The sequence below is a fragment of the Pseudoalteromonas sp. 3J6 genome (assembly GCF_903995135.1).
In the GTDB taxonomy this organism is placed as follows: domain Bacteria; phylum Pseudomonadota; class Gammaproteobacteria; order Enterobacterales; family Alteromonadaceae; genus Pseudoalteromonas.
Genome location: NZ_LR877185.1, coordinates 1,004,178 through 1,027,051 on the forward strand (window position 1 = coordinate 1,004,178; position 22,874 = coordinate 1,027,051).

20 protein-coding genes and 1 riboswitch are annotated in these 22,874 nt (G+C 39.5%); of the genes, 6 read left to right on the top strand and 14 right to left on the bottom strand.

The features are described from left to right. Window positions 1-11: 11 nt before the first annotated feature. The 5 genes from P3J6_RS04630 to P3J6_RS04650 form a co-directional block, all read right to left on the bottom strand. Window positions 12-929 (bottom strand): ExeA family protein, encoded by a 918-nt coding sequence (locus P3J6_RS04630; RefSeq protein WP_058154289.1) that lies wholly within the window; start codon window positions 927-929, stop codon window positions 12-14. A 152-nt stretch (window positions 930-1,081) separates the two neighbouring features. After that, the gene (locus P3J6_RS04635) at window positions 1,082-1,597 is read right to left on the bottom strand and encodes an Lcl C-terminal domain-containing protein (protein ID WP_138605661.1); all 516 of its coding nucleotides are present in this window, start codon (window positions 1,595-1,597) and stop codon (window positions 1,082-1,084) included. Between the two features lie 10 nt (window positions 1,598-1,607). Beyond that, window positions 1,608-3,254: an Lcl C-terminal domain-containing protein gene (locus tag P3J6_RS04640; RefSeq protein ID WP_198522340.1), complete on the bottom strand. Its 1,647-nt coding sequence runs from the start codon at window positions 3,252-3,254 to the stop codon at window positions 1,608-1,610. Window positions 3,255-3,320: 66 nt separating this feature from the next. Next, on the bottom strand, window positions 3,321-3,653 hold the full coding sequence (locus tag P3J6_RS04645; protein WP_010391054.1) for a hypothetical protein: 333 nt from the start codon (window positions 3,651-3,653) through the stop codon (window positions 3,321-3,323). Between the two features lie 35 nt (window positions 3,654-3,688). After that, a complete protein-coding gene (locus P3J6_RS04650) occupies window positions 3,689-4,393 on the bottom strand; it encodes a DUF2982 domain-containing protein (RefSeq protein WP_198522341.1) in 705 nt (234 codons plus the stop codon). 247 nt (window positions 4,394-4,640) lie between these two features. Here P3J6_RS04650 and P3J6_RS04655 point away from each other — a divergent pair, with 247 nt between their 5' ends. The 3 genes from P3J6_RS04655 to msrA all read left to right on the top strand — a co-directional run bounded on the left by P3J6_RS04655 (window position 4,641) and on the right by msrA (window position 9,406). Next, complete coding sequence (locus P3J6_RS04655; protein WP_138571138.1) at window positions 4,641-5,693, top strand: efflux RND transporter periplasmic adaptor subunit; 1,053 nt, start codon at window positions 4,641-4,643, stop codon at window positions 5,691-5,693. Window positions 5,694-5,696: 3 nt separating this feature from the next. Next, complete coding sequence (locus P3J6_RS04660; protein ID WP_010391050.1) at window positions 5,697-8,795, top strand: efflux RND transporter permease subunit; 3,099 nt, start codon at window positions 5,697-5,699, stop codon at window positions 8,793-8,795. Window positions 8,796-8,869: 74 nt separating this feature from the next. After that, window positions 8,870-9,406 (top strand): peptide-methionine (S)-S-oxide reductase MsrA, encoded by a 537-nt coding sequence (msrA, locus tag P3J6_RS04665; protein WP_198522342.1) that lies wholly within the window; start codon window positions 8,870-8,872, stop codon window positions 9,404-9,406. Window positions 9,407-9,480: 74 nt separating this feature from the next. Here msrA and P3J6_RS04670 read toward each other — a convergent pair whose 3' ends face one another. After that, entirely contained in the window at window positions 9,481-11,328 is a 1,848-nt protein-coding gene (locus P3J6_RS04670; protein ID WP_198522343.1) for a TonB-dependent receptor domain-containing protein, read from the bottom strand. Between the two features lie 33 nt (window positions 11,329-11,361). Beyond that, window positions 11,362-11,527, bottom strand: a riboswitch (cobalamin riboswitch). 202 nt (window positions 11,528-11,729) lie between these two features. Next, window positions 11,730-12,212 (bottom strand): YajQ family cyclic di-GMP-binding protein, encoded by a 483-nt coding sequence (locus P3J6_RS04675; protein WP_008466001.1) that lies wholly within the window; start codon window positions 12,210-12,212, stop codon window positions 11,730-11,732. A gap of 151 nt (window positions 12,213-12,363) precedes the next feature. On the opposite strand from P3J6_RS04675, the gene P3J6_RS04680 reads away from it, so the two are divergent. Together P3J6_RS04680 and P3J6_RS04685 are read left to right on the top strand one after the other, a co-directional pair. After that, window positions 12,364-12,714, top strand: a complete 351-nt coding sequence (locus P3J6_RS04680; protein WP_008466003.1) for a VanZ family protein — start codon at window positions 12,364-12,366, stop codon at window positions 12,712-12,714. Continuing rightward, on the top strand, window positions 12,707-13,609 hold the full coding sequence (locus tag P3J6_RS04685) for a ketopantoate reductase family protein (protein WP_198522344.1): 903 nt from the start codon (window positions 12,707-12,709) through the stop codon (window positions 13,607-13,609). The genes P3J6_RS04680 and P3J6_RS04685 overlap by 8 nt, the downstream gene beginning before the upstream one ends. A 27-nt stretch (window positions 13,610-13,636) precedes the next feature. Here P3J6_RS04685 and thiI read toward each other — a convergent pair whose 3' ends face one another. Together thiI and P3J6_RS04695 are read right to left on the bottom strand one after the other, a co-directional pair. Further along, a complete protein-coding gene (thiI, locus tag P3J6_RS04690; protein ID WP_198522345.1) occupies window positions 13,637-15,094 on the bottom strand; it encodes a tRNA uracil 4-sulfurtransferase ThiI in 1,458 nt (485 codons plus the stop codon). Window positions 15,095-15,194: 100 nt separating this feature from the next. Beyond that, on the bottom strand, window positions 15,195-15,848 hold the full coding sequence (locus tag P3J6_RS04695) for a TetR/AcrR family transcriptional regulator (RefSeq protein ID WP_010391043.1): 654 nt from the start codon (window positions 15,846-15,848) through the stop codon (window positions 15,195-15,197). Between the two features lie 442 nt (window positions 15,849-16,290). Between P3J6_RS04695 and coaD the strand changes: the two genes are divergently transcribed. Next, window positions 16,291-16,782 carry a pantetheine-phosphate adenylyltransferase gene (gene coaD, locus P3J6_RS04700; RefSeq protein ID WP_010391041.1) on the top strand — a complete coding sequence of 164 codons (492 nt, stop codon included), beginning with the start codon at window positions 16,291-16,293 and terminating at the stop codon, window positions 16,780-16,782. Between the two features lie 20 nt (window positions 16,783-16,802). Here the strand turns inward: coaD and P3J6_RS04705 are convergent, their stop codons facing one another. From P3J6_RS04705 to P3J6_RS04725, 5 genes are all read right to left on the bottom strand, one after another. Further along, the gene (locus P3J6_RS04705) at window positions 16,803-17,315 is read right to left on the bottom strand and encodes a hypothetical protein (protein WP_198522346.1); all 513 of its coding nucleotides are present in this window, start codon (window positions 17,313-17,315) and stop codon (window positions 16,803-16,805) included. Between the two features lie 1,052 nt (window positions 17,316-18,367). Beyond that, window positions 18,368-18,568 carry a hypothetical protein gene (locus tag P3J6_RS04710; protein ID WP_010391035.1) on the bottom strand — a complete coding sequence of 67 codons (201 nt, stop codon included), beginning with the start codon at window positions 18,566-18,568 and terminating at the stop codon, window positions 18,368-18,370. 251 nt (window positions 18,569-18,819) lie between these two features. Continuing rightward, window positions 18,820-20,685 (bottom strand): argininosuccinate lyase, encoded by a 1,866-nt coding sequence (gene argH, locus P3J6_RS04715; protein WP_198522347.1) that lies wholly within the window; start codon window positions 20,683-20,685, stop codon window positions 18,820-18,822. 52 nt (window positions 20,686-20,737) lie between these two features. Continuing rightward, window positions 20,738-21,940, bottom strand: a complete 1,203-nt coding sequence (locus P3J6_RS04720; RefSeq protein ID WP_076920188.1) for an argininosuccinate synthase — start codon at window positions 21,938-21,940, stop codon at window positions 20,738-20,740. Further along, entirely contained in the window at window positions 21,937-22,869 is a 933-nt protein-coding gene (locus P3J6_RS04725) for an ornithine carbamoyltransferase (RefSeq protein WP_010391031.1), read from the bottom strand. Before P3J6_RS04725 ends, P3J6_RS04720 begins: the two co-directional genes overlap by 4 nt. Window positions 22,870-22,874: the final 5 nt, after the last annotated feature.

Sequence of the window (22,874 nt, forward strand, 5' to 3'; positions counted from 1 at the left end):
GAATCACCTAACTAAAAAATAAAAGACAGGCCAATTCCTGCACCAAAAAGCATTAACGCAGCAGCGCTATAAGGCCAAATCGAACCTGTTTTACTCACCTTATTATTTGTAACAATAAAGTCGATAGGTAAAGATTCACTCGCCGCTTGTTTAACAATATCACTGCCAACAATTTCTTGTTGTTTCGAAAATGCCCCTACTAATGCGCGTTCACACACCAGATTCATTAATCGTGGCACACCGCCTGTGAGCTGATGCACCATTTGCATTGCTTCCATTGAAAATATTTTCTTGTCACAACCTGCAATATGCAGCCGATGTTGAATATAAGCAATGGTTTGCCCTGGTGTTAGTGCTAACAAGTGATATCTGGCAGTAATACGCTGTGCCAGCTGCCTTAACTCATTTCGCTTCAGAAGTACCTGTAACTCAGGCTGCCCTACTAATACTATTTGTAATAACTTTTTATGATCCGTTTCAATATTGGTTAATAAGCGAAGTTGCTCTAGCACATCAGGGGCAAGCAATTGTGCTTCATCAATAATCAAAATAGTATGCCCCCCCGCTTTATTATTAAACTCAAGGTGCTTTTTAATGACATCCGTTAAACTTTTCAGGGTTGCATTTTTGGCGTCGTAAGTTATTTGTAATTCATCGCAAATACTGGCTAACAGTTCAAGTTCTGATAACGCAGGATTATGGATCATTGCTACTTGGGTATTTTCAGGCAGTCGCTCTAACATACTACGCGTTATGGTGGTTTTACCCGTACCCACTTCACCTGTTAACAGCACAAAACCACCGTCTTCACCTAACCCATAAGTAAGGTGTGCTAATGCTTCTTTGTGGCGTTCACTTAAAAATAAGTAATGGGGGTTAGGCGAAATTGAGAATGGCTTTTCTTGTAAACCAAAATAGCTTAAATACACCTTTATAGTCCTTGGTCGTTAATTCACGGCCTATAATGGCAAAAAAATAGCCTGGGTGACAACTACAACCAGGCTTTATTATTAAAATAGTGTAAATAAAAAGGCTAAACTAAATAAAAGCGCATTTTTAGATTCGCTAATACATTAATTAACTACTTCTCATAGCGTACTAGGCGTAAATATACATTACTTGTTTTAGCATGTAAGCTATTTAAACCACTGGAAAATTGATAAACCCATGCCGAATTTATATTACTAATACCCGAAGTATTAGACCAATAATTTTGCGACTGCGTTGCTAAAAAAATATCCGCATCAATACTTGGGTCGGTACAACGGTGATCAACGATACTGGCTAACTCTTTAATACTTGGTACTTGCCAATCGCTATAATCTGCGGTGCTGTCATTAACTGCGCCTTTAAGTGAAGCTTGCCAATTTAGTGGCTGAGTATCACCATCGCAGCTAGTTGTTTCGCTATTATAAACTTGGCCATAATTACAGCGTTGCCACATCAGCCCCGTTTTAGTATCTGACACTGTGCCATCAATATTAATCACAAATCGGTCGGTATCATCGCTAGTCGCAACCTCTTCATAACACTGCTGCGCTGCAAGTGACTGGCTCAATCCTAAGGCTAATAACATAGAGACTTTAATTAATTTCATAATAATCACCTTAACGATTTCTAACTAAGCGCACGTAGGCGGTATTATCTTTTGGATAGGCTAAATCGTTGCCATCCATCATATCGATAGTGTAAGCCTGAGATAAACTGGCACCATCAACCGCGGTCTGTGAAGTCCAGTAGCGTAAATGCCCTACACTATTAGTCGATGGTGTATTAGGGAAAAATGCAGTATCTATCAATACATTTTGCCCTTGTTTACCGTAGTCGATTAAACCTAACAGCTCAGAATAAGTGGGTAAACGCCAATTACTGCCACCACAAAAATCAAGCGCGTTAACTTCATCTATATAGGTTTGCAATCCACAATCAGTATTATTTGGGCACGTAGTATTAGCACTACCAGTTACATCGCCACTGTTAACAGACCCTTGCCAAATATAGCGGTTTTGTCCATCACGCAGCGAGGTATTTGGTATCACACCGGAATAAGGGCTTTTCACTTCCCAGACAAGGCCGGTAGTATTATCGCGAATACAGCTAAAGTTCGACGCATCATCAAGAAGCTCATCGGCAAACTCATTAAGTTTGGTGTAATCAAAAGCCAAATTCCCTTTACCCACTTTACCTAAACGATTGGCAAAACTATCGCGCCCAAGATCAGCATCTTGAGCTGGAAACTCATCATTATTACAATTAATACGTTGAGTATTGTTATAACACTCACCCAGCCCAGTATCGTTTATTAACCCAAGCGCTTTAGGTGTTACATCAATAAATACAGTATCTGTGTCGGTACGCCCTTTTAAATCCATAACTTGTACTTCAAAGCTAAGAGTTGCATTTAAATCAATATCAGAGGCGAAAAAGCTAGCAGTACATGACTGCGGTTCAAGAAGAGCTTCGGTATTTCCGGTAAGTTGTTGCCACTTACATTGATAAGTCTGAGTTGCCGCTTCGCTTGCCGTCGCATCTAAAATAACCTTATCAAACTCTTCTACTGTTTGGTCTGCACCCGCATCGGCAATAATCACTTGGGCTGTTTTATTGAGAGTCATATCAAATTGTGATGCAGATACCCCGCCCTCATCATCCGTTACGGTGAGTTGCCATTTTAAGTTAGTGTTATTTTCTAATAATGGATGAGGAAAACTAAGCGTTGGATTGGTATAGCTATCAATTGTTAAATCAGGCCCAGATAATAATTGCCACAAGTAACTACTAATTTCGCCATTTTCATCGGGGTCTGTGGAAGTTAAACCACTAAGGGTTACAGTATCTTTATAAACTGAGGGCAAGTTTGCAGGAGCAACTTGAGTAACAACAGCAAGAGGAAGCTGATTATTAGAGGCAATGAAAACACTCAAGTCGTCATTCACTAAACTACCATCTGGCGTTTGATAGCTTACTCTTAAGACCAATTCACTATCAGATTTTACATCCGGTGCAGTGATGGTTTGTTCAGCCCCTTCAAGCGGAAACACATCTATAATAGGACCGCTTACACGCTGCCAAGTAAAAGTACCATCTGCAGGAGAGCCTTTTGCAGAAATAGTAAACTCCGATTTTTCTACAACTTGGAGATCGTCACCTGCAAATACTGACGTTTTAATATCACTGTTATCAGCACCGTCTCCCCCTCCACATGCAGCCAAAAGCAAGCATGCCATAAGTGGTATTAACGAAATTGCTCTCATACTAAGCACCTTTGTGTCTTAAAATTATCTAATAAGACTGTGAAGCAAAAAAAGTGCCATTATAAATTATAAATAGCTATCTTGATGAATACGAACAAATAACTTAGTGCCAACTTTACTGTAATCTACTTTATATTCGCGGCCATCTAAGGATTGAATAAACAACAACTGTTTTTCCTCGCTAAATACATCTGGACTTGCAATATAAACCATATCTAAGTAGCGCTCTTTTGCATCACGGCGGTTTTTTGGCAGCTCTTCTTTAAATGGTTCAAGGCCATTTGCTGTTACTTTAATTCGAGGATGTTCCTCACCATTAACAATCACTAAATCTAGTTTTCTATCTTTATGAATTATGGTGTTTCTACCACTTTTTATAAAAGATCTGTCTTGACTCATAGTTATTCCTAATCCCGCAGTGAGTGCTTATATTATTATTCACACTGCGACTTGATAAACTGAGAGGGATCACGCTTCCATTTATTTAAATTTGCGCAAAATTCCCAAATATCACTTTCTATTACACTGGCAGGTAACAGTAAGTCATACCCTGTTAAAAGCTGAAGATGCTTAGCCCTATTAGCAAACATCGCTATAAGCCCATTATAGTCAATTCCTTTTTTTGACCTAAATTTATTATCTTCAACTAACCATTCTGATGGGCAATGCCCATTTTTGCAATTTTTTTGAACAACTTGCATAAATAAGTGTCGCTGTTCTATTAGTAATTTACCCGCAATTCTTGGTGCTAAAGCAGCTAAAAATGTATCTATATCATTTAACTTAATACCAATCGCGTTCAGCTCAAGATGATCAATACCGTTATCAACTGTAGGAATACCGCAATGGTGGAGATTTTCTTGGTGTAAATCCCATTGCCCGTACTTATGCTGATATGTTAATTGCTGCTCAGTTAAAATAATACTATAAAAAGGTTCTTGTGTTTTAAAAAATCCAATTAAAATTGCTGCAATACATAAACTTACTAAAAAAATTTCAATAATACTGATTTCACCTGGACGCAATAAATTAAATAGCATGATGAAGATTAAACCAATGCTACCTACGACCAGTATTTCAATCCCATTTTTAGCGCCTTGCGCTCGGTATTTAAGTGTGTGTTTTTTTATATTAGCCATACTGAAAAAACGCCATATAAAATATAAACATAATAATAGCCCACAATACTAACTTTCTCAGTGTTAAACAGCGTTTGCATGATGTTTTGAAGTTCATCAATTAACTCCTATTATTACTGTTAAATATGCGCAATGACTAAGTATCAGTTATTTTTACGCCTAACGCACAAATTAATGAGATACATAACCGCCTTTTTTTGTCCTGATTTCGTACAATACTTATAATCTATTTTCAGGTATGAAAACAATGCACTCTAAACAATCCGGCAAAGCCCTATTTCCATTTATTATTTCGGTACTAATAATTTTTAGCGTTTATTTATATTTGCCCGCATCACAGGGCGAGCAAGCTGATTACTCGGCAATGACAACACAAGTCTCTGCGCACACTGTCGAGTCGCAAGAAAATGCCATTATGATTGAAGCCATTGGCAGTGCCCGTGCTAATCAGGCTATTTACATTAAAAGCGCACAAAACGATTATGTCACCAGCATTTACTTTGAAGACGGCGACTTGGTCAGCAAAGGACAAAAATTAGTGCAACTGCAAAACCAACAAGAACAATTTGCAGTAAAAGAACTTAGCATTAATTTACAAGAAGAAAAACGCCAATTAGCTAGGCTTACCGAACTTTCTCGCTCACAAGCGACTGCCAAGTCGTTACTTGAAGAACAGCTAGCCCGTGTTGATGCCAGCGAAGCTCAACTTGAAAGTGCCAAAACTAAACTCAATGAAATGGCTATTACCGCGCCTTTTTCTGGGTTACTGGGTAAACGCGAAATATCGGTAGGCGCTTATATTAGTAACAGCACGATAATTACAACCTTAGATGATATCAGTATCATAAAAGTTGATTTTAAAGTGCCTGAAAAGTATTTAGCTCAACTGAAAAACGGAATGACTGTTCGCACTCAAAACGATGCTTACCCTGATCAAACATTCACCGGTAAAGTAACCCATATAAGCTCACGTATTGATTCAATCACTCGCAGTGTAGAAGTAACAGCCAGTTTTGCTAATAAATCGGGTTTACTTCGCCCTGGTATGCTACTTAAAACTGCACTAGAGCTAAGCAGCAATCAAGCGCTAATGGTGCCTGAAAAAGCAATTATTCCTCTGCAAGATAAACATTATGTTTTTCAAATTGAAGATGGCATAGCTAATCGCATAGAGGTACATGTTGCAAGTAGAAACAATGGCTGGGTTGCAATAGACAAGGGGTTAAAGAACGGCCAGCAGATTGTTACCGAGGGAATAATCAAAATCCGCTCTGGTAGCAAAGTAAGCGTTAAGGGGTAACACGTGAAAATTACCGATACTAGCGTCAAACGCCCCGTTTTTGCGATTGTTATTAACTTACTGTTACTCACTTTTGGCTTAGTTGCTTTTAGTATGCTGCCTTTGCGTGAGTATCCAGATATTGAAACACCGATTGTAAATATTAGTACTGAATATACCGGTGCATCTGCTGAAATTATTGAAACAAAAATAACCCAAGTTATCGAGAACCGTATTTCGGGGATTGAGGGTATTAAAAGTATTAACTCATCGAGTCGTAATGGCCGCTCAAACATTACCATTGAGTTTAATATTAACCGCGATATAGACGATGCCTCTAACGATGTACGAGAACGTGTTGCACGGGCATTAGATAGCCTACCAGAGCAAGTACGCCCTCCTGAAGTATCAAAATCAAATAGTGACGAAAGCCCTATCGCGTGGTTTGTACTTAACAGTGAAACCATGGATTCATTGCAACTTTCTGATTATGCACAGCGTTTTATTGTCGACCGTTTAGCCGTTGTTGATGGTGTATCAAATGTGCGTATTGGGGGAGAGCGAAAGTATGCCATGAAAGTATGGCTTAACCGCCAAGCGATGGCAGCTCGTGGCATTACCTCTAGTGATATAGAGCAAACACTACGCAGTGAAAATGTAGAGCTTCCGGCGGGTGAAATTGAATCGGTAGACCGTGATTTTACTGTGCGCACTGCACGCAGCTATAAAAACCAACGTGATTTTCAAAACCTTGTCATTAAGCGAGGCGAAGATGGTTATTTAGTACGTCTAGGCGAAGTGGCTGACGTAAAATTAGAAGCCGCCGATGATGAAAGCTTATTTCGCGGAAATGGCCGTAATATGATTGGTATGGGTATTGTTAAACAAGCCAAAGCAAATACTCTTACAGTAGTTGATAATGCCCGCAGTGAACTGGAAAAGATTAAGCGTAACCTACCAGAAGGCACCACTATCGAAGACAGTTACGACTCTTCAGTATTTATCAAAGAATCAATTAATGAGGTTTATAAAACTTTAGCAATTTCTATGGGCTTAGTAGTGCTTATTATCTTTATATTTTTAGGTAATATTCGCGCCACACTTATTCCTGCGGTCACCGTACCGGTCGCCTTAGTCGGTAGTTTTATGTTTTTATTAGCAATGGGTTATTCAATTAACTTATTAACTCTACTAGCACTAGTATTAGCAATAGGTTTAGTGGTAGATGATGCCATTGTAATGCTAGAGAATATTCACCGCCGCATAGAACTTGGGGAGCCGCCTTTATTGGCAGCTTATCGCGGCGCCCGTGAGGTAGGCTTTGCAATTATAGCTACCACCTTAGTGCTGATCTCTGTGTTTGTACCATTGGTGTTTATGGAAGGACGAATAGGCGCACTATTTACAGAATTTGCAATGGCGGTGAGTGCAGCCGTGTTCTTCTCCAGTATTACTGCATTAACACTCTCTCCGGCATTGTGTTCAAAGGTTTTAAAGGCCTCTGAAAAAGAAAGTAAATTTAGCCAAGCAATGGATCGCTTTTTTACTAAATTAGAAAATGGATACCGTAACGCTTTAGCGTCAAACATGACCCGCAAATGGGGCTTAATGCTGAGCTTAGTTTTAGCTGGGTTTGTTAGTTATTCATTATTTTTACAAATACCGTCTGAACTTACCCCTAAAGAAGACCGTGGTACCTTTTTTGTACTTATGAATGGCCCTGAAGGGGCTAGCTATGAGAATAATGCCGCTAATATGGCAAAGATAGAAGAACGCTTAATGCCTTACTCTGAATCTGGCGAACTAAGCCGAGTTTTAGTGCGAGTTCCAGGTTGGGGTGGCAGTGGTGGTGTAGCCATTGTTGGTATGGCGGATTGGGATAAACGCAAACGCTCAACCTGGGAAGTCATGGATGAAATAAGCGGTAAAATGCAAGAAGTCACCGATGTACGTGCTTTTGCAATTATGCGCCGTGGTATTGGCGGTGGTGGTTCATCGCGACCGATAGAGTTTGTTTTACAAGGTAATGATTATGCTCAGCTAGCTGATTGGCGCGATAGAATTATTAAACGTGCAGAGAAAAACCCTGGGTTAGTGCGCATTGATCATGATTATAAAGAAACCTTCCCACAATTTTTAGTCAGTATTGATAAAAATAAAGCCGCTGATTTAGGCGTATCAGTCTCAGATGTGGGACGTACACTTGAAACCATGCTTGGCCAACGCCGTGTAACCACTTTTATTGACCGCGGTGAAGAGTACGATGTAATTTTAAAGGGAACTAAAGAAGACTTTGCAAACCCTACTGATATTTCAAATATTTACCTTAAATCTCGCAGCAATGAATTGGTGCCACTCGACAGCCTTATAAGCTTGAAAGAAGAAGCCACCGCCTCGCGTTTAAATCGCTATAACCGTATGCGTGCAATTACTCTAAGTGCCAACTTAGCTGATGGCTATACGCTAGAACAAGCACTAAACTTTTTAAACAATGTTGCCGCAGAAGAAAATGACATTGATGGCGCCATTGATTACAAAGGTGAGTCACAATTGTTTTATGAAGGTGCCTCAGCCATGACCTACGTGTTTGTGCTGGCATTGACCGTAACCTTTTTAGTGCTCGCTGCTCAGTTTGAAAGCTTTATGCATCCGCTTGTTATTATGCTCACCGTTCCACTTGGGCTAATGGGCGCTATGTTTGGGCTGTGGAGTATGGGCTTAACACTTAATATATACAGCCAAATCGGTATTGTGATGCTCATCGGGTTAAGCGCTAAAAACGGTATTCTGATTGTTGAATTTACCAATCAGTTACGTGATAAAGGGTTGGAATTTAGTGAAGCTATTTTACAAGCCGCTACCCAGCGTTTACGTCCTATTATAATGACCTCCCTAACCACAGTTATGAGTGCAGTACCTTTGGTACTCGCCTCAGGGCCTGGCTCGGAAAGTAGAATGGTAATTGGTGTGGTGGTATTTACCGGCGTAACGGTTGCCACCATACTGACTCTGTTTGTTGTGCCAGCTGCCTATTACGCACTAGCGCGAAATACACAATCACCAGAGTTTTTACAGCAAAAGCTAGATAAACAAGCAGCTGAAAAACCACTTAAAGAGATCTAAGTCACTCTGAGCGTCGTAATTAGCTGTTACGGCGCTATTTTGGTGCATATAACCATATAATTGAGGAAGTACTTATGAGTTCGACCACACAGGTAGCAACACTCGGCGGCGGCTGTTTTTGGTGTATTGATGCGGCATTTAGGCGTGTTAAAGGTGTACTCAGTGTTTGTTCTGGTTACACGGGCGGGCACACTGATAACCCAACCTACAAAGCTATTTGCACAGGCAATAGCGGGCATGCCGAAGTGATTAAGGTTGAATTTGATTCTAGTGTGATAAGCTTTGAAACCTTACTCGCAATGTTTTTTACCTTGCATGATGCCACCCAGTTAAATCGCCAAGGTAACGATATAGGTACTCAATACCGCAGCGTTGTGTATTACCATGATCAGCAACAACAATTGCAAACACAGGCCGTTATTGCAGAGCTGCAAACTCATGTTAGCGAACCTATAGTAACCGAGGTAAGCCCAGCAACCACTTTTTACCCTGCTGAAAGTTTTCACCAAGACTACTACAATGAAAACCCAGAAAAAGGCTACTGTAGTATTTTAATTGCGCCTAAGTTGCACAAGTTTGAAACCGAATTTAGCGAGTTTTTAAGTGAATAAAGTGCTTTAAAGCTATAACCAAATAGCCCAGCAATTTGCTGGGCTATTTGTTTTTCGGCAACTAAAAGTGATAATTAAAACTGATAATTTGCTCCCACAAAGAAAGTTCTTCCTGCGCTGTTATAACCTAATAGCTCACCACTGGCAGCAAACCCTGTTGTTGCAGTAAAATACTCCTTATCGGTGATATTTTCTATTCGAGCAGCTAACGACAAATTATCGAGCAACTGGTAATTAGCGGCTAAATTAAATACTGTATAGCCTGCGAGCTCCGAGTCATAATACGCAATTGATGGACGCGATGAGCGATACTGCATATCCAAACTGGCATCAAAATCGCCCCATGATTTGGCGAGTTGATAATTAAACGACTCTGAAGGCCTGCGTGGTAAATCTGTATTCGTCTTTTCATCTGTAGCATCTAAAAAACTAACATTAACAGAGTGTTCAAAGCCTAACGCTGAAAACTCAGCCGATAATTCTATCCCCTGCATAGATACTTTATCTATGTTAGTTGCAATATATTTACCTGAGTCTGCATCATAATTATTACTAATTAAATTATTGATACGGTTATCGAAAATAGCAATATCATAACGTCCCCATTGAGTTTCTAGGGTAACACCAAACTCATTGTTTAAGGCTTCCTCAGGCTTAATATTATTATTTGGTAGGTAGTATGGGCTGTTAGTTACAAACGCATTAATTAAAGACGGCGCCCTAAATGCAGTGCCATGATTTAAACGTACCGTTACATACTGATTGGCTTTATATCCAAGCCCTGTACTGTAAGTATTTGCACGGCCGTGGAAGTCATAATCATCGGTTCTGATAACCGCATTTGCTAACCATTGTTCATGACTATAAAACGCGCCTATAAACAATGCGTTGTTATCGCGTTTTTCTTCTGATGACGTTGCTGACGAGTTTGATAAATCCTCAGACAAGTAATTAAAACCACCTGATAAATCAAGCTCTTGCGTTAGGCTATAAAGCCCTCGGTATTCAAACTCAACACGCTCTGTGCTATACACTTGCTGCACATCGGTGCCAGTTTGAGCATTTTCTTCTTGCGATACACTCAATGAAGTACTTTGGGTATATATTTCTGAGGCTTTTTTCCAGCCTAGCTTAGCGGTATAATTTTCAAAATCGTAGGCATCGTTACCCCGTGCGTTATCATACTGCGCTTCACCTTCACTGTACTGAGACTGTAAGCTCAACTCACCTAGTTCAGCCAGTTCATACGCTAAATTAAAGCCAATGTTTTTATTTTTGTAGCCATCATCATCGTGATCTTTGGTGTATTCAGCCACAGGGTCTTTGCCAGTAACATCAAAACCATCTGTCTCTTCATAGCCTAGATTATAATTAAAGCTAAGCGCCTCTTTTGCAAGCCCACCAGCAAGCTGATAATTACTGTAACTATGACTGCCCAAAGTAGCCGAAAGCGTATTATTTGAGGCTTTACGGCTAATGATATTAATTACTCCGGCTACCGCATCAGAGCCATAAATAGCTGCTCTGGCACCTTTAATAACTTCAACACGCTCGATACTATTAACTGGAATATTAGTTAGCGATACACTACCTGAGCTTGCATCGCTCACTCTTACGCCATCAACCAATACTAAAGCATATTTAGCGCTAGCACCGCGAACAAATATATCTGCTTTTTGACCTAGACCGCCATTACGGACAATATCAATACCAGCAATGGTATTTAATATTGCAGGTAAGTCTCGGTAATTCGCTTTTTCAATATCAGCGCGGTCGATAACTGCCACACTTGCTAATACATCATTTATAGGTTGTTCAAATTTATTTGCAGTAACGGTTATTCTTTCAATGGTTTGTTCTGCAGATGCAGAAAAAGACAGCGCAGCCGAAATAGCCACACCCAATGCAGTTTTATTTATCATGATGTTCCCTATCTCTGCCCACCGCAAAGATGTTAGTAAGATTACATCAAGGCCGGTCTCCGGACTCAGTTACCATAATTTAATACAGCATAACTTTACCGTTGCGGGGGCAGTGTTGGGATTGACTTCATCAATGAAAACGCACCAACTTCCCGATTATCCTACTAAAAAAATCACACCGTTGAAGTGTTTAGCAAGCACCTTGAAAATAGGCTGCTATTGTTATCTGTTTACTAAAAAATGTCAACGGACGTCTAAACATCTACAAATCGGGGTTCGGGGTTCGGGGTTCGGTAATTATCATAGATTCAAAAATAAAAAAGCCAAACAATATAGCGTGTTTGGCTAAATACATGTTGCTTTGAACTAAGCGCCTATAGTGCCTAGCTCGAAACAATAAATTAATCGCGGAAGTTTTTAAACTGAAATGGCTGACCTAAATCGGCAGTGCGTACAACTTGCATAGCAGCTTGTAAGTCATCACGCTTTTTACCCGTTACGCGTACTTCTTCACCTTGAATAGCCGCTTGCACTTTTACTTTAGAATCTTTAATGGCTTTTACTACTTTTTTAGCCATATCTTTTTCGATGCCCTGCTTTAGTGCAACGTTACGAAAAACATTTTTGCCTGCGCGAGAAATATCTTGTAGTTCTAGGCTCGCAACATCCATCCCACGCTTAGAAACTTTCCCAGCTAAAATATCAAACAACTGCATAACCTGAGCATCTGCTTCAGCTTTTAATTTAATTGTTTTATCGTTTAATTCAATTGAGGCATCGACCCCTCTAAAATCAAATCGAGTCTCTAATTCACGATTGGCGTTATCAACCGCGTTTTGTGCTTCGTTCATTTCTACTTCAGATACAATATCAAATGAAGGCATGATGTTCTCCTAACTAGCTAATCTTAATTTTATGCGGCAATTATAACGTTAAAATGATAAATCTTTACACTTTTCTGCATCTTGTTCAGGTGCGATACTAATTTAGTTTGATATACTGAGGCTTCTTTTTTATACGATTTTAGGATTTTTTGTGACGAGGCGTGTTTACCAAGCTATTTTTTTGATTAGTATTGTCGCATTTACCTTCTTATTTGCTAAAGAGGTAAAAGGCGCTGCAAACTTATTTCCGCATGTAGATAAAGTGGCGCATTTTGGTATTTTCTTTTTACTTGCCATTATAATGGATAAAGCCTTTAAACTGCCGTTATATGCACAAATATTGCTGTTAGCCGGGTATGGTGCCGCAATAGAAATTATGCAAGATAGCCTCCCTTACAGACAAGCATCACTGGCCGATTTTGTTGCCGACTTTATTGGTGCGGCGAGCTACTTTTTAGCTAAAGCCCTATTAACACTGCGTAAAAAGAAGCATTATGGCTAACATACTTGTTGTTGGTGATGGTGCTATTGGCTTGTTATTTAGCTATTTCTTAGCGAAACATCACACTGTTAATATTCTTACTAAAAAAGGCACCCTTAACACTCGCTTTTACAGCCACAGTAACGCTGCGTCTGAAAAAATTAACGCCACTTTCATCTCACAACAGCAATTAGCTCAAGCTCCTGAATTTGAAATTGTTTTATTCACTGTTAAAGCGTTTGCAGTGCAACAAGCCTACGCCCAAGTAAAACCTTTTCTAGGCAAGAGTACTCATATTGTATTAAGCCATAATGGCATGGGTAATGTTGAACAATTAAATGCACAGTTAACACAGCAGCAGTCGTTGTACTTTTTAACCACCAGCATGGCTGGGTTCAAATCAAACCCTAATATTGTGCAGCATACCGGAAATGGACAAAGTGTATTAGGGGGCTGTAATCAACTAGCTATGCAAAATCTTCAACAGTTTAGTGCGCAATTACACACTATTCCGCAATTAATTGTCAGCAACAATATTGAGCAACTTAGGTTTGAAAAGCTACTAGTTAATATTGCCATAAATCCATTAACCGCTCTGTACAATATAAAAAATGGCCAATTGCGTGCGCCACAGTTTAATAGCTCAATTATTAATTTATTAACAGAGGCGTGCCATATTGCGACCGCGCTTAAACTTAATATTAAGCTTATTGATGCCCTCGAGCGCGCCTATAAGGTGATGAGTTTAACCGCAGAGAATTACTCATCTATGCATCAAGACGTTTTGCATAATAGGCAAACTGAGATCATGGCAATTTGTGGTTATATTAGTGAACAAGGCAAGCAACATAATATTGCGACTCCGTATAACGACGCTTTACTTGCTAAAATTTTGGCAAAAAAAAGCACGGAATAAATCCGCGCTTTTTAAAATATTTAGCCATTAACGACGATAGACTTTTACAGTGGTAAAGCCTTCTTCGTGAAGAATAAGCGCTTGTAACTGGCTCATTACCCCTTTTTGACAATATAAGTAATAGTCTTTACCTTTAGGTAAATCACCAAACTTAGTTGCTAAACGGAAAAACGGTAAATGAATAACTTCAATACCATCAATTTCAAGCGGAGCGGCATCTTCTTCCTCAGGTGAGCGAATATCAACAACAACCGCTCCCTTTGGTAACTCTGTAACTGACTCAGCTTCTTTAAGCTCTTGCTTAGCTTCAACATCGATATCGCGCACATCCATAACACGGGCGTTATCAATAACGGTATCTAATACGTCAAAATCAAACTTCTCTTCTTCTGCTTTAATGACTTCAATTTTGGCTTTAACCGTCGGCTTTTTAGAGATCACACCACAGTATTCAGGCATCGTTTCTGCCATTTCTGCAGTGCCTATTTGGCGCGCTATATTAATGATCTCTTGCTTATCATGTTGGATAAGTGGGCGTAAAATCAGCGTCTCGGTTACACGGTCAATCACGCTTAAATTAGCTAAGGTTTGGCTAGACACCTGACCTATACTTTCACCCGTTACCAAAGCTTGAATATTTAGTTTTTCAGCAACGGCACTACCCGCTCGCATCATCATACGTTTAAGCACAACACCCATTTGGCTGTTCTCAACGTTTTCTAAAATTTCAGCAACAACCGGTTCAAAATCAACAGTAATAAACTTAACTTTATGTGTAGAGCTGTATTGTTTCCATAGATAGTAGCTCGCTTGCTTAACCCCAATTTCATGGGCAGCACCACCTAAGTTAAAGAATAAAAAGTGCGTACGAGCGCCTTTACGGATCATCTGATAACTGGCAACGCCAGAATCAAACCCACCAGACATTAGCGATAATACATCGTCTTGTGTTGGCAGTGGAAAGCCCGCCATTCCTAAATGGGTTTGCGTTACTATGTAAGCTTTTTCGTCTTTAATTTCTAAACGAATTGTTACTTCAGGGCGGCTTAGCTTTACTCGCGCACCTTCAACATGTTGATTAAGCCCGCCACCAACGTAGCGCTCTAATTCAGTTGAAGTAAAATCATGTTGACCTATGCGCTTAGCACGTACACAAAAGGTTTTACCAATAATAGTGTGGCCAACTAACGCAATGGTTTTTTGATAGATGTCATCAAGGGTTTTAAAGTCTGTTTCGGTCACTTCAATAAACTGTACGATGCCAGGAATGCGCTGCAAGCTATCAATAAAATCAAGGCGAGTTTGAGCATCATCTAGTTTTGTAACAACTGAAATATTATCCCAGTTATTACGTACTTGTACTTTTTCGTCAACACGACGCAATACAATTTTAATGTTATTTTCTAACACTTTGGTAAAGCGTTTACGGACTGAACGGCTTTTGATGGCTATTTCAGGGTGAAGTTTGACGATAAATTTAAGCATAGTTCAACTCTTAGACTGCGGGAATTCGCGCACCCAGGCATTGGGCGCGGCGGATTATAGCAAAAAATTTAACGCCTAGGAACTAACCAACTCAACAGGCTTAAGGATTCTGGGGGGCAGCATTTGCTAAAAGTGCGTACTTGTCTCTTAACTGATTAATTTTATTTGCGCTTTTTTCTGTACTGTAAGCCTTAAATAAAGTCAGTACTTTTACAATACCAGGGTATATATCTTGCTCAACCAGCACACCACTTAGTCTTCTTGCTTTCATATAGGGTGTCCAAAAGCTAACCGTTAATTTTAGCGTATGAGCAAGTTCAATGGCATCTTGTTCATCAATGGCAATAATTTCACTATCCCGCAAGGCCAAAATGATGTTACGTACCTGCTCAAGTAATTCCTGCTGAAAATCAATGTAACCCTGTTTTAAATGGCTATCGCGAGCAAGAATATCGCCAAGGTTGTCGTAAAAAAAATGATAGCGCCACATTAATTCAAATAGCGAATCTAAATAAGGGCCAAGATGCTCAAAAGCATCGTCGCCTTTATCAACTGGCTTAAAGTGAGTACTTAAATGGTCACGATAAAGTGCAAATATATGGCGAATAATGTCTTCTTTATTTTTAAAGTGGTAGTAAAGATTACCCGGACTCATGCCTAAACTCGATGCAATATGATTAGTTGATATTGCCCTTTCACCATGTTCATTAAACAATGAAATACTGGTTTGAATTATTTTATCCTTGGTATTCATATACTCATTACTCAATTTTAGAAAATACGATGCTGCATTAAAACAATCCACTAGGGCCTGTTTATCTTTCGAGGTTGAATTTGCAGCAGTGTGTTTGGTATTTTGGCAAGGCAGAGCCTATGTAGTGTGGTTATTCCCCATAAATAGGCGATAACGCAGCATAAATACCAAACACGCGCTGCCTGAAGGTTCGTCCTAGGGACGATTAACTCTTTGTTGCTCGGCTTTTACTTAGCCCACTAGGTTACAAATCTCGCGCCACGATTAAATCGCCCCTAGTTAGAACAAATTTTAATCCTGAAAGGTCAACAGGCCCTAGTATAAACAAATAGTCAGCGTTAAAACAATCAAGGCAGGAAGTTCTTCACAATTTACTTACAAGGCTGCTTTGCACACTAAACACTGCTACACTACGGCTAAAAATAATAACACAGTAAATATTATGAAAGTGACCGCAATCTACCCAGGCACATTTGACCCTCTTACCAACGGCCACACTGATTTAATTCAGCGTGCGGCTAAAATGTTCGATACCGTTATTGTGGCTATTGCTCATAACCCAAGTAAAAAACCGTGTTTTACTTTAGAAGAACGCGTTGATTTAGCAAATGAGATTTTAAGCCATTTAGATAATGTAAAAGTCATTGGCTTTTCAGGGCTACTAGCAGATCTGGCTCGCGACCATAATGCAAATGTATTGATTAGAGGTATAAGAGCGGTTTCTGATTTTGATTATGAATTTCAACTCGCGAATATGAACCGCCGTTTAAACCCTGATTTAGAAAGTGTATTTTTAACACCTGCTGAGCGTAATACCTTTATATCATCAACCTTGGTAAAAGAAGTTGCGCGCCATAACGGAGATGTGAGTGAGTTTGTTGATAGCATAGTAATGAAAGCCCTGCAATCTAGGCTGGGGAAAACCAAGCATTAAACTCAACGCCTAGCGTTTCATTATGTTGCGCTAGGTAGCTTCGCTCTTGCTGGAAACAGAACGTTCTTAAGCCTCACTAAGCCCAAAAAATCTTTATTGATAAAGAAGATAGCTATCATCATGAAATCCATCAGATTAATTCCCAAAGAATAAAATGACCAGAACCACCATGGTGAGCTGTTACTAAAAACAAATACATCCAGATACATGCCAAAAAATAACAGTGAGTTTATGCTCAGTCCTAATAATAGATAAGAAGATATAATGTTTTTATTTAAGAAGTTACTTACAACCAAAATAGCCAAAATAGTCATTAGATCAAAAAGTAAGAGTTGCATGTAAGAAATGTTTTGAATATCAATAAACAAACTTGAAGAGTATGAAATTGACATGATTAGCGATAGCCATAAAGCCTCTTTTTTGGGTTTATTTATACTCGTGACTAATGAGTATAAAAAAGCCACTAAAAAGCCCCACTGAACAAATGCGCCGAGGTAAAGAGATACATATGGACTGAGCAAAAAATTATCCATTTGAAGGATTATTTCGAATAGCTAAATTAAGTTGCTTTTTTACCTGTCGTTTTTTTAAGATACTTGTATTTATTACCAAAGAAATAATCATTAATACATCAATAAAGTTTACTCCTAAAGAGTAAACACTCCAAAGCCACCATTCATCAATATTATCACGTACAAATAGGTCATAATAAATGAATAATGTTAGCAGACTATTTATTAGTAAGCCTGGGATAATATAATAGCTAGCGAGGGGAGCTTTAAGGCAGAAATTCAATAAAATGAGAATAATAGAAATGGTTATATAATCGAAGAGGATCCAATCTAAATATACATTTTCTAATATCGGAAAAAAATCACTACAAAAGTAAGAGGAAAACATAATAGCGGCTAAGTATGTTAACGACTTGTCTGCCTTATTTATACTCGAAACAAGTGAGTATAAAAACGCCATTAAAAAACCCCATTGAGTGAAGGCACTTACGTAATCAACCATGCTGTAATCGATATACAACTTAGTTACAATCCCTTGCTATTTTTGGTCTTTGAAATGATGGTAGTATTTTATTTTTGAACTTATGTAATCCCAAGAAATCTCTATCAACAATTAATACAACTATCATAATGAAGTCTACAAGATTAACTGTATATGTATAAGCATCCCACAAAAACCATGGCTCTTTGTTTTTTAATATATAGATATCTAAATACATGAAAAGAAAAAGGATTGAATTTATTGATAGACCAATAATTAAATATATAAAAGATGGGGTTGTTTTCTTTATAATTTTATAGATGCATGCGAGAGCGATGATCGTGACAATATCATACATGGCCCAATCAAGATAAATTGAATCTTTCATCGATAGCCACGTATAAAAATAATCAGAAAGGGTATAAGATACCATCATGATAAATGAACTGAGTAAGAGAGTTGTTCCCCTTTTTACATCTAATGAATATACAAATACATTAAAAAAGAAAGTCATTAGAAATCCCCACATCGTAAAAGCAGACAGTGAGAACAACCCAAAAAGCTCAGTTAAAATCATTTAAAACCTTTATAATTATTTAGGTTTCCATGTTGGTATAACAGTACCACCACCTCGCTGTAAATCCGCAGTAGCAGCCGTCATCGCCTCTTTAGAAAAGCTTACTGTATCAGATTGTAGGGTTTTAGGGCTAGCAGTTTGTTCCATTGCAGGCTTTAATTGTTGCGTTTTATTGTATGCTTGCATTTGTACTTGGCTGTTCGCTGAAATTTGCATGTGATTAATCCTCTTGAGTATTAAATTTTATTATTGGCGCAAATTTAAATCACACCACCTGCAGCAGTTAGTAAATAACTGCAGTCGCGTTTAATCTATGTTGGTTAATTGACTCAACAACTCGCTTCAGAATAATAAAAGCAAACGATATGCCAACTTTAAATTAATGGTATGTTAATTTAAAAATTATTTTATTTTACTCAAAAAAAAACGCATCGGGGTCACCGTGCGTTTTTTATCCTAGGGATTGCTCAAGCCACGTTTTTGCATGGGATCTCCATGCTATTACTTAGCTTTAACATATATTCCATTGCGACTTCATCACAGTTTTCTTTACGTAAACATAGCTCGCAATCTTTCATTACTTTTTCAGGTAGGCTCTCTTTATCACAGAAACTAAACCGCTGATTTTCGAAAAAGTCAGGTACACGAGTCAGAACGATGACACGATTGAGTGCCAATTTTTTGGCTTTCACTAATAAGTGTTCAACCAGTTCTCGTCCCTGCCCCGTTACTGCGCTTTTAGGATCAATGCCTAATGAACGTATTTCAGCTAATCCTGTGTCGTAAATATAAAGTGAAGCACAACCCGATACCTGACCGTTTATCTCAGTTACGGCAAACTCATTAATTGAGTGCACCATATCACTTTTAGCTCGCGGTAAATTTTCGCCGACTGTTGCCCAGTGCTGTACGAGTTTAGCAATTGCTTCTACGTCATCTAAGTTGGCATCACGAACCGTTATTTGCTGTTTTTTTTTCGCGTCTTTCACCGCTTTGCTTACTTGCTCTAATGATGTACCGCCAAGCGCTTGGCGTGCCTTAATACAGGCATCAATTTCAAGTACCGGATACACATCATCTTCAAACACGGGGTTTACTGATTTATACTGCTCTAGTGAAAGCTCCTCTAACGTTTTATCTTCACTAATGGCTAGTTGCACCAATACCCCTACAATATGATGCCCTTCTCTGAACGGTACACCTTTAGCCACTAAATAATCAGCAAGTTCGGTTGCATTCGCGTGGCCACCTTTTGCCGCTGCAAGGGTTTTATCTGCTTTCACTTTTATACCTTTGATACACGCTTGTGCCATATGAATACACGCAAGCCATGTTGGCATGGCATCAAAAATGCCTTCTTTGTCTTCTTGCATGTCTTTATTGTAAGCAAGTGGCAGTGCTTTTAAGGTCATCATCATTGCGCTAAACGCACCAAACACCCGGCCAGTTTTACCACGAATTAGCTCTAATGCATCTGGGTTTTTTTTCTGTGGCATTAAAGATGAACCCGAGGTCACACTATCGGCCAGTTCAATAAAGCCAGCTTCTCCCGAGTTATAAAAAATCAGGTCTTCAGACATCCGCGATAAGTGGATCATAGAAATAGACGCGCAGCTTAATAGCTCAACCACAAAGTCACGATCAGATACGCCATCTAAACTATTTTTAGTCGCGCCAGTAAATCCTAGCCCTTGTGCAAGTGCATGGCGGTCAATCGGGTATGCAGTGCCCGCAAGTGCACCACTGCCGAGTGGGCAATAATTCATTCGTGCTTGGGCATCTTGTAATCGGCTTTCATCACGCTCAAGCATTTCTACATAAGCCATACACCAATGGCTAAACAGTACGGGCTGAGCCCGCTGTAAGTGGGTATAACCTGGTAATATTGTGCCAAGCTCACGTTCAGCTAAGCCAATAAACTCTGCTTTAAGTTGCGCAATCGCTTTTAAAATATGATCAGCGGTATCGCGGCACCAGAGTCTAAAGTCGGTAGCAACTTGGTCGTTACGGCTTCGGCCTGTGTGTAATTTTTTAGCTAAATCACCTACTTTTTCAATTAGTGCAGCTTCTACATGCGAGTGAATATCCTCTGCACCTGAAGTGGCAACAGCGTGTGGATTTGCTTTTACTTCTTCAAGTAACTCATAAAGTGCCGATACCAGCTTTTTGTGCTCATCACTAGATAACACATTCACTTGTTCTAGTGCGCCAGCCCATGCAACAGAGCCAATTATATCTTGCTCTGCTAATTGATAATCAAAGGGAAGTGAATCGTTAAACTGTTTAAACGCTTCATCTGGACCCGTAGAAAAACGTCCGCCCCATAATGCCATGAAATTTCTCCAAACCCGATAATAGCCCCTTAATTCCAAGGGGCATAAAAAGTTACTTTTTAGCTAGTGCTGAAATTCTGCTTGATAGCGAGAATAAACGAATAAAGCCTTCTGCGTGCGATTGGTCATAAACATCGTCTTCACCAAAGGTAGCAAAATCTTCGCTATATAAACTGTTAGGTGATTTTTTCTGAACCGCAGTGACTTGGCCTTTATAAAGCTTAAGTACCACTTCGCCCGTTGCTAGTGTAGACAGCGCTTCTGCACCGGCTAAAATAGAATCTTTTAGCGGCGTAAACCAACGACCGTCGTAGACTAAGTGTGAAAATTCACCACCGAGTACTTCTTTCCATTTACGGCTCGCTTTATCAAGTACTAACTCGTCTATTGCTTGAAGCGCCGCCATGATCACAGTACCGCCTGGCGTTTCATAACAACCACGCGATTTCATGCCAACTAAACGGTTTTCTACAATATCGACACGTCCCACACCATGAGGTGATGCAATATCGTTTAATTTAACTAAACAATCATAAGGTTTAAGCTCTTCGCCATTTACAGCAACTACTTCACCTTCAACAACCGATAAAGTGACGTGTTCAGCTTTATCAGGTGCTTGCTCTGGTGAGTTAGTCCAAGTCCATACTTGCTCACTTGGTTCACACCAAGGGTCTTCAAGTTCACCGCCTTCGTGTGAAATATGCCATGCGTTAGCATCACGACTGTAAATTTTAGTTGCTGACGCAGAACATGGAATGTCACGTTCAGCTAGGTAATCAAGCAATGATTCACGGCTTGATAAATCCCACTCACGCCATGGCGCAATCACTTTTAAATCAGGTGCGAGTGCGGCAAAACATGACTCAAAACGTACTTGGTCGTTACCTTTACCCGTACAGCCATGAGAAAGTGCATCGGCACCTACTTTACGTGCAATTTCAACTTGCGCTTTAGCAATGATTGGACGCGCCATAGAAGTACCAAGTAAATAAGTCCCTTCGTATATAGAACCCGTTTTAAGCGTTGGGTAAATATAATCGCTTACCATCTCATCTTTTAAATCAACCACGTAACACTCAGATGCACCAGACGCTATAGCTTTAGCTTCTACGCCTTCAAGTTCTTCAGCGCCTTGGCCAACATCGGCAACAAAGGCAATAACTTCACAGCCGTAGTTCTCTTTTAACCATGGCACGATAGCCGATGTATCAAGACCACCTGAATAGGCTAAAACGACTTTTTTAATTGAACTCATAGGTGTTCCTTAACAAAATTTGGATTTAACAATGTAACTAATAGCGCATTTTGCGCATGCATGCGGTTTTCTGCTTGCTGTATAATTTTTGATGCAGGGCCATCCATTACCTCAGAAGTAATTTCAAACTCACGGTGTGCCGGTTGGCAATGTAATACCGTAGTTGCACCGGTTTTTTCTAACAATGCCTGGTTTAATTGATAAGGCATGTATTTTTCTTTTACTTGCTCAAGAGGAGTTGTATCCCCCATTGATACCCAGGTATCGGCGTAAACAACATTAGCGCCTACTGCAGCCTCAACCCTGTCACTTACCATTACAGAAGCGCCATTCATCGCTGCTATTTGCTCTGCTTTTTTAAGTACTTGCGAATCAGGTGAGCTGCCTTTTGGTGTTACAGCGACAAAGTCTGTTCCTAAAGTAGCGGCTAATAGCATTAATGAGTGTGTTACATTATTGCCCTCACCTAGGTAGGCAAGCTTTAACTGGCTAACATCGCCATGTACTTCTTGTAGCGTTAAAAAATCAGCTAATGCTTGGCATGGGTGATATAAATCACACAAACTATTAATCACAGGAACCGACGAATACTCACCGAGTGTCGTTAACGTACTGTGCTGATTAACCCGCGCAACAATCCCGTCTGCCCAAGTCGAAATATTTAAGGCAAAATCTTTTATTGATTCGCGGGCGCCCATTGCACCATTTTGTTGGTCAAGGTAAACCGCATGGCCCCCTAAACGGTTTATACCAATATCAAATGAAAGGCGAGTACGTAAACTTTGCTTTTCAAACAAAGTAACCACTGACTTACCAGCTAATACTTGGCTATATTTACTCGGGCTTTCTTTAATATCTTGCGCTAACTTTAATAAATTTAGTGCGCCTTGTTGGTCTAATTCTAGACCCGTTAAAAAATCTTTAAACATGTTCA